5 protein-coding genes are annotated in these 7,569 nt (G+C 49.9%); 1 reads left to right on the plus strand and 4 read right to left on the minus strand.

The window, feature by feature from the left end; genetic code table 11:
* Positions 1-76 precede the first annotated feature (76 nt).
* On the minus strand, positions 77-676 hold the full coding sequence (locus QZ327_RS09195) for an aminotransferase class IV family protein (RefSeq protein ID WP_294618777.1): 600 nt from the start codon (positions 674-676) through the stop codon (positions 77-79).
* Positions 660-1,643 (minus strand): aminodeoxychorismate synthase component I, encoded by a 984-nt coding sequence (locus tag QZ327_RS09200; RefSeq protein WP_294618778.1) that lies wholly within the window; start codon positions 1,641-1,643, stop codon positions 660-662. Before QZ327_RS09200 ends, QZ327_RS09195 begins: the two co-directional genes overlap by 17 nt.
* 121 nt (positions 1,644-1,764) lie before the next feature.
* Here QZ327_RS09200 and QZ327_RS09205 point away from each other — a divergent pair, with 121 nt between their 5' ends.
* Complete coding sequence (locus QZ327_RS09205; protein WP_294618779.1) at positions 1,765-2,154, plus strand: DUF2721 domain-containing protein; 390 nt, start codon at positions 1,765-1,767, stop codon at positions 2,152-2,154.
* Positions 2,155-2,398: 244 nt separating this feature from the next.
* On the opposite strand, the gene QZ327_RS09210 is transcribed toward QZ327_RS09205, so the two are convergent.
* Both QZ327_RS09210 and QZ327_RS09215 read right to left on the minus strand, forming a co-directional pair.
* Entirely contained in the window at positions 2,399-5,689 is a 3,291-nt protein-coding gene (locus QZ327_RS09210) for a S41 family peptidase (protein ID WP_294618780.1), read from the minus strand.
* Between the two features lie 1,238 nt (positions 5,690-6,927).
* A partial coding sequence (locus QZ327_RS09215) for a transposase (RefSeq protein WP_294618781.1) occupies positions 6,928-7,569 on the minus strand: 642 nt, incomplete at its 5' end.

A 7,569-nucleotide genomic window follows, 5' to 3' on the forward strand; every position in this document is an offset into this window, starting at 1 on the left:
AAGGTGAAGGGACAAGAAAGGACAAAAAGGGTAAAAGGGTGAAAAGACAAAATGAAAGAAAAAGAGCCGTGGCTTTTCAGCATATCGGTTGCAGGCTGCCGGTGGAGAACTCCAGTTCGCCCCAGTCTATCATCGCATTGAAAAGGCGGATGGTGGAGTAGGAGGGCAGGTCTTCCGTGCGTATGTCCTTTTCGGTCAGTATGCCTTTGTCCAACAGTTCGGCGCGTTTGGTGCCTTTCAGCAAAGGGTGTCGCGGAGTGTGCCAGTGCTTGCCGTCGAAGAGGGCGATGTTGGCGATGCTGGTATCGGTGAGCAGATGCCGGCGGACAATCAGGATGTCATCGTAAGGACCGCGCCGTGCAAACAGCCGGTTGAGCGCCGTGCGGTCGGTGCTTTTATAGGCATAATCCATGTCGTCGGCTTGCATCAACGCCAGCGCACGGACAGGGCGTAGGGTGTAGGGAGTGCAGGTTGCTTCCTCAATGCCGTCCGCCCCGTAGACTATGCGCAACTTCTGTATGCCGTTTGCCGGGACGGCGGGCAGGCATTCTGCCAGTTGCACGACGGGGCTTCCGGGCCAGAAGTGTGCCCGGGTGCCGTTCAGTCTCTGTTCATGGTAGGGCAGGTTGCGCGCTTTGCCGTTCTCCACGCGTATGGTCTCAATAAATCGGCACATATATTTTCTGTTTTACTTCGTGGTATTCGTTTTCCCACCGGCTTTGGGCGGTGATGCCGCCTCCGGCTTTGAAATAGAGTTGCCCGTTCTCCTGTTCGATGAACCGTATCATGACGGCGCTGTCCAGCCGTCCGTTGGCGTAGCGGCCCATGACTCCGGTGTAGAATCCCCGCTCGTAGCCTTCCGCTTCGGCGATAATCTGCATGGTGCGCAGTTTGGGAGCGCCGGTGATGGAGCCGGCGGGCAGTAGCCTGAAAAGGATGTCGCCCAGGTGTCTTGTGTAATCGGCGGGCAGCGTGCCGCATATCTCGGAACTTGTTTGCAGGATGGGTCCTCTGTTGGTTTGCAGGCGGTCTATGTAGCGATAGGAGGTTACGGTGACGTGGTCGGAAACCATGCTGAGGTCGTTGCGTATCAAGTCGACGATGGTGGCGTGTTCGGCGGCTTCTTTGGCATCGTCCAGCAATGTCGTTTCGGCGTGGGGCAGGGTGGCGTCGATGGTTCCTTTCATGGGGAAGGATTTTATCTTGCCCTCTTCCATCCGGACGAAAATCTCGGGCGAGAAACAGACGAAACGGTCTTTCAGCCAAAGTTTATACAGGGCGCGGGAGTGCAGGAATATGTCCTGCAGCGACAGGTTGGTGTGCAACGGCACTTTGCATGTCAGGTTGGTCAGATAGCTGTTGCCGTCCAGCAGGTTGCGCTTCACGATGTCGAAAGAGCGGCGATAACCGGCGGCAGGCGGGGGAGTGAACTCCCAGTCTATCGGTCCGGCATGCCGTGTGCCTGCATCGGGGGTGTTGCCATCCTTGCCGAAACGGTAGCGGCAGACGGATGCGTCTATACTGTCGAGGGGCTCAACGTACGAATGTTCCTGCGTATAGTCGATGATAAATAGGAAAGGGATGTCTTTGCTGCCGAATGTATTCATCCGGCCGATAGCTGTTTCTTTGTTCAATGCTTTCATCGTCTGAAATTGCCGGCTTGGGGAATTAGCTTTTTCACGGGAACAAAGATAGCGGAAAAAAGTCGGATGGAGAAAGTATTGCCTATCTTTGCAACCGCTAAAGATTTAAAGAACCTGTCTTATGGAAATAGATTTGACCACCCCCGCTTTGCTGTTTTCGGCAATATCCTTGATTATGCTGGCATATACCAACCGTTTTCTGTCGTATGCGAGCCTTGTGCGCACTTTGAAAGAGCAACACCAGAAGAACCATTCGTCCGTGACCGCTGCGCAGATTGCCAACCTGCGCAAGCGGTTGTATCTGACGCGCGCCATGCAGGTGACGGGCATAGCGAGTTTGCTGTTGTGTGTAGTCAGTATGTTCTTCATTTACATCCGGCTTCATTTTGCTTCGGGCTATATCTTCGGTTTTGCTTTGGTGCTGTTGATTGTATCGCTTGCGATTTCGGTGTACGAAATCTATATCTCGGTGAAGGCATTGGAGATACATCTGAACGATATGGACGATTAGCGGGAAGTTTGTTTTTAGGCAGCGGAGAGCGTGCGTTGAAACAGTTTGTACGTTATCTTTCGGCCGCAGAAGAGAGTGTGCGTTGAAACAACTTATACGCAATCTTTCAGTTTATACACAATCTTTCAGCCGCAGATGAGGCGGATGGCGCAGGTCTTTTCTTGATTTGTCTGCGTCGTCCGCCTCATCTGCGGCTGAAAGATTGTGTGAGTATGTAAGCCTTTTATCGTTTCGGGACACCCCCTTACCGGGCGGTTTCCAATTCTTTCAGTAACTCTTCTACGGCAACTTTCAGTTGGGTGTCTTCACCTTTTACGATGGCTTCGGGCGAGTTGGCAACTCGGATGTCCGGTTCCAATTGGGAGTTTTCCAGGTAGCTGCCGTCGGGCAGGCGGTAGCCTACAACGGGAATGCCGAATACAAGAGAAGGGTCTTGCAGGCGTTCCCATGACACGCTGGTCATTGTTCCCGGGACGGGCATGCCCACCAGTTTGCCGATATTCCGATGCCGGTATACCCACGGGGTGCCGTGCGCATTGGAATAGTTGGCCTCGCACGTCAACATGATAGACGGTTTGTTCCAGCGGCGGCTGGGCATATCGCAGGCTTCGCGGCCACGGACTACCTGCGTAAAGTATTTCTTGCCGCTGAACAGGATTTCTATGTCTTCGTGCAGGCGGCCGCCGCCATTGAATCGTGTGTCGATAACGATACCTTCGCAATTGTTGTATTTGCCCAGAATGTCCGAGTAGACGGAACGGAAGCTGTCATCGCCCATTGACTGGATGTGGACATAGCCTAAACGTCCGTTGGACCATTTCGCCACGTCTGCCGCGCGTTGTTTCACCCAGCGGGTATAGAGCAGGTCGCTCAATGTGCCGTTGCTTATTGGGATTACCACCTCTTCCCAACGTTCTTTGGTCTGTGGGTTGTAGAGTGAGACGAGGGTTTTTCTTTTCGTCTTATTATTTAATAATGTGTAGTAGTCCGTTTCGGGGGTAATCTCTGTCCCGTCAATCTTTTCAATGATGATGCCGGGTTTTACTTTGGTGGTGGCGTTGTCAAACGGGCCTTTCTCTATTACTTCGGCTATGCGCATGCCCTTGTCTTGATATTTCCAGTCGAAAAGCAGCCCTAAACCGGCTGTCGGTTCGCTTTGTCCGGAAGGAGAGTAGCGGCCGCCGGTGTGCGACACGTTCAGTTCGCCCAGCCATTCGCTCAGCAGTTCGGCAAAGTCGTAGTTGTTGCTGATGTGGGGCAGGAACTTGCGGTAGGCGGCACTCATGGCATCCCAGTCCACACCGTGCATATTGGTGTTGTAGAAACGTTTCTGTTGCTGTTTGTATACATGGTCGAACATGTATTCGCGTTCTGCCGCCAAGTCCATTTTGACCTGTGCCTGATAGGTAATGGGCTTCAGCTCATTGGATGCCACATTCATTTTCCGCATGGTTTTTCCACCCAGCAGGAATAAGTTCTTGCCGTCTTTGTCCATTTCCATGGAAGCCCATCCGGCATCCATTTTGTGAAGCAGCCGGGTCTCTTTTTTGCGGAGATCCATTTTCCAAAGGTCATAGCCGTCTTCAAAGGCGGCGAAGTAGTAAAGGGTTTCGCCATCTTTGGAGATGATGACACTGCCCATATCCGAGGAGTTCGGGGTGAGGCGCACTACGCGGTCTTCGATGCCTTTCAACTCGACGACGATTCCTTTTACTTTAGACGTATCGTTGCCGTTTTTTTCTTGCTCCGCGTTTTTCTTGCTGTCCTTTTTCTTGCTGTCCTTTTTCTCTTTAGAGGCATTATTCTTGTCCTGTTCTTTTTTCTGTTCGGCTTCCAGCTCCTTGCGCAGTTCGTAATCCTCTTTGCTCAGGCAATATTTGTCGTAAGCGTCTTGGTTGAGGAAAACGAGCATGGCATCGTCTTGCGAGCCCCATGAGGCATGGGCACGCATGCCGTAACGCTCTGTTTTGAAAAGGATGGCATTCCCATCGAGTGCAAAACGGGGTGAACCGCTCATGTAGCCGCTGTTAGTCAGGTTGATAATGGGGCTGTTGCCCAACGCGCTTACCAAGCCTATGTCGGAATAAGGGTCGTGTCTGTTGCCGATAAATTCGAGGGTGAACCATTTGCCATCCGGCGACCAGGCATAGTCGAATCCGCCGCTTGTGCTGTACCAAGTGGAGCCATCAGTAATCTGGCGTACTTTTTTTGTTTCGAGGTTGAGTACCATCAGGCGGACACGGTCTTCTATAAATGCCAGTTCCTTGCCATCCGGTGAGAATTGCGGGCAGGCGCGTTCGACGGTGGCGGAAGGTAACAGTACTTCCTCCTTTGTAAGGGTGGCGTTGGGGAAATTAGGGTCTTCCTTACGGACGATTGTGGCAAGATAGAGTTGCCGGTTACCGTTACGTTCGCTGTCGTAGGCCAAGGTGCGGTTGTCGGGTGCAAAAGACAAATGGCTTTCGTTGGCGGGCGTGTGAGTGATTTGCTTGGTGGTGGCATAATCTGCCGAGGTAACGAAAACTTCGCCACGGACGATGAAAGCTACCTGCTTGCCGTCCGGCGAGACGGTGGCCGAAGTGGCTCCGTTGGTGTAATTCAGGCGGGCGGTCTGCGGACGGTCATCACGGGTGATTTCTATTTGGACTTTTTGCGGGGTAGCCGATTTTGCCTGTTGTGTGTATATTTCACCATCGTAGCCGTAGCACAATGTGCCGTTGTTGCTTATGGAAAGAAAGCGTATAGGGTGGGTCTTGAAGGCGGTCACTGCCTTTACTGCCTCGGGCCGGTCAAGCGGGAAGGTGTATACGTTGAACGAGCCGCCGTTGCGTTCGCTCAGGAAGTACAATGTTTGTCCGTCCGGAGCAAGAACGGGGTTACGGTCTTCGCCGGGGCGTTGGGTGAGGTTGGTGTGTTTGCTTGTCCGGGTGTCGTACATCCATATATCACGTGTGACGGACGAGGTGTGGTGTTTCCGCCATTCGTTCTCAAATCCTTTTTGGTCTTGGTAGAAGAACAAGTCACCCGATTTGTTGAAGCAGACAGCTTCGGCAGGTGTACCCAATACCTGTTCGGTGCGTCCGCCGGTTGCGGGGACTTTGTAGAGTTCGGTCATTGCCGAGCGGGGGAAGAGGGCGCTTTCGGCAGGGTCTTGAATGGAGGCTGAGAAGAGAATGTATTTGCCGTCGGGCGTAAATGCCGATGGAATTTCCCCGGCGGAGTTGGTGGTCAGGCGTTGGGGCGTTCCGCCGTCGGAAGGCATTACGAATACGTCAAAGTTTCCGTGCCTGTCACTGGCAAATGCTATTTGTTTGCCGTCCGGTGACCAGACGGGGTTGGATTCATAGGATTCCTGTGTGGTGAGTTGTGTCGCCATTCCGCCTGTTGCAGGCACTTTGTAAATATCTCCTTTGTAACAGAAAGCGATTTCCGTTCCATCGGGTGAAATTTGTACATCGCGCATCCAGAGCGGAGTTACGGCATTGGCTGTAAGGGCGGCGAAACTCAGGGTAAGGCAAGCAAAAATTTTCTTCATATCGGGTATGGTTCTATAGGGTTAGGGATTTATGATTTTATATTGTATGTTGTATGTTGCAAAAATAACCATTCTTGTCTTTATTTTCCTGGTTTGTACCGATTATTTTTAGGAGTACAGCTGCGGCTTTTTCATTTACAGGATTTAAAGGGAGTTGGAAGGAGTCATCTCCCTTCGGGGCAGGAGGCAAAAGCCGACAGTTACACCGGGAAACACAACCGGAGAGACCGCGTAAACAGACAGGCGGGAGCGGACAAACGGAAACGGATCGGTGAAGAACAAACAGATAAGAACAAACGGATAAGAATAAATCGGCGGAATATCCCCGCAAGATATTTATTGTCAACGGCATACGAGTGCCACACAATCTCTGCATGGTGGAACTTCATTCCCAGTTAACTGGAAACGCGTTCCCACCGAATTGGGAATATGTTCCCATCGTACAGGAAACACGTTCCCAATTAAGTGGGAACATCGGAAGAAAAAGAATCTGTCAGTCACGGGGCTTTTATTTACGGGATTTATCAGGAGTCAGAGGAAGAAGGGCGGCAGTTCCTCTGACTTCTGTAAATGAAAGAGTCGTGGGAGCATAGAAATCCGTTCTTTGGATAATTGTTAGGCTTTGCGTCTTCAATGGTAAAGTGAAAATCCCTATATATTGGGGGGGGGGAAATCCGGGCTTACTGATTTATTGTTGGGATTAAAGATGTTATGTTTTGCTCTGTTATGAATTTTTCGAGGGCGTTCTTTGAACGCCTGTCTAACTTTAATTCATTATTCCATATCGGTAATCTTTTGTGGTAGATAATGTGTGTTAATATCAAGCAGAACTCAATAATTAAAGGATTATCATCTTTTCCCGTATCATACCAGGATATCTCTAATTTATGGATAGAGTCTTTTTCCATTAATTGAGGCCATAATATGCTTCTGTAGACGAGATTATCTGATGATTCATCTTTTTGCCTTCCATAGAGCCTTCTCCGTAGGCCGCCTTTCCGAGAGATGGGGCAGTTGTTTTCAAAATGACCTGAACTGCCTATATAGACGATTTCTTTACTATTGTTGCGATAACCATATATAATATATACACCACAACACTTGTCTATATTCTCATATTGGATTTCCATGCATTTTGCTTTCAGGTTGTCTTTGATGTGGAAGGTGAATGAACCGTTAGGATACTTTTTTATGGCTCAGTTGTAATTCTTGGGGGATTAACCTTTGTTAATTCCCCTTTATGCATACACCTTTGCTAATCTATACAGAAAGAACCTCTTATCTACCACTCCACGAAATGAAGCCCTAAATGCTTTAATTTTTGCATTAAAAGCTTCCGCAGCAGCATTTGTGCTCCTGTTTACAAAGTAGTTTAATATCCGTTCGTAATGATTCTCAATGGAACTTGCAACAGTGGTGAATGTATCATACCCAAACTCCTCAATTTCATTATACCAAAGTGCGAGTTTGGCACGAGCCACATCTTTATCTGTATAGTCTGAAAATATCTTCCCTAATCGTAGTGCGTAATAGTACACTGATTTTATATCCGGGAACTGTTCAAAGAGTATTTGGGCTCTTGTCTTCTGGCTTTGCAGCCACTTGTCCGGAGCCTTAAACAGCAGGTACCGGCTTCTGGCTAACAACTGTCTGAGTGTATCTCCATTGCTAAACACTTCAGGTTCATGACTTTTCCCCTTGGCTTTAGCTTCCTTGATTTTCCTGTTCTCATCCTTCATTACTTGCCAGCGATAAGCGATCCGAAGGTCTTGTACAGCTTCATAAACCAACTTTGAAACATGGAAACGATCCACTACCTGCATGGCCCCGGGAAAACAACGTCCGGCTATTTTCCGCATACTGCCGGCCATATCAAGTGT

It is taken from the genome of uncultured Bacteroides sp. (genome assembly GCF_910578895.1).
Lineage (GTDB): Bacteria > Bacteroidota > Bacteroidia > Bacteroidales > Bacteroidaceae > Bacteroides.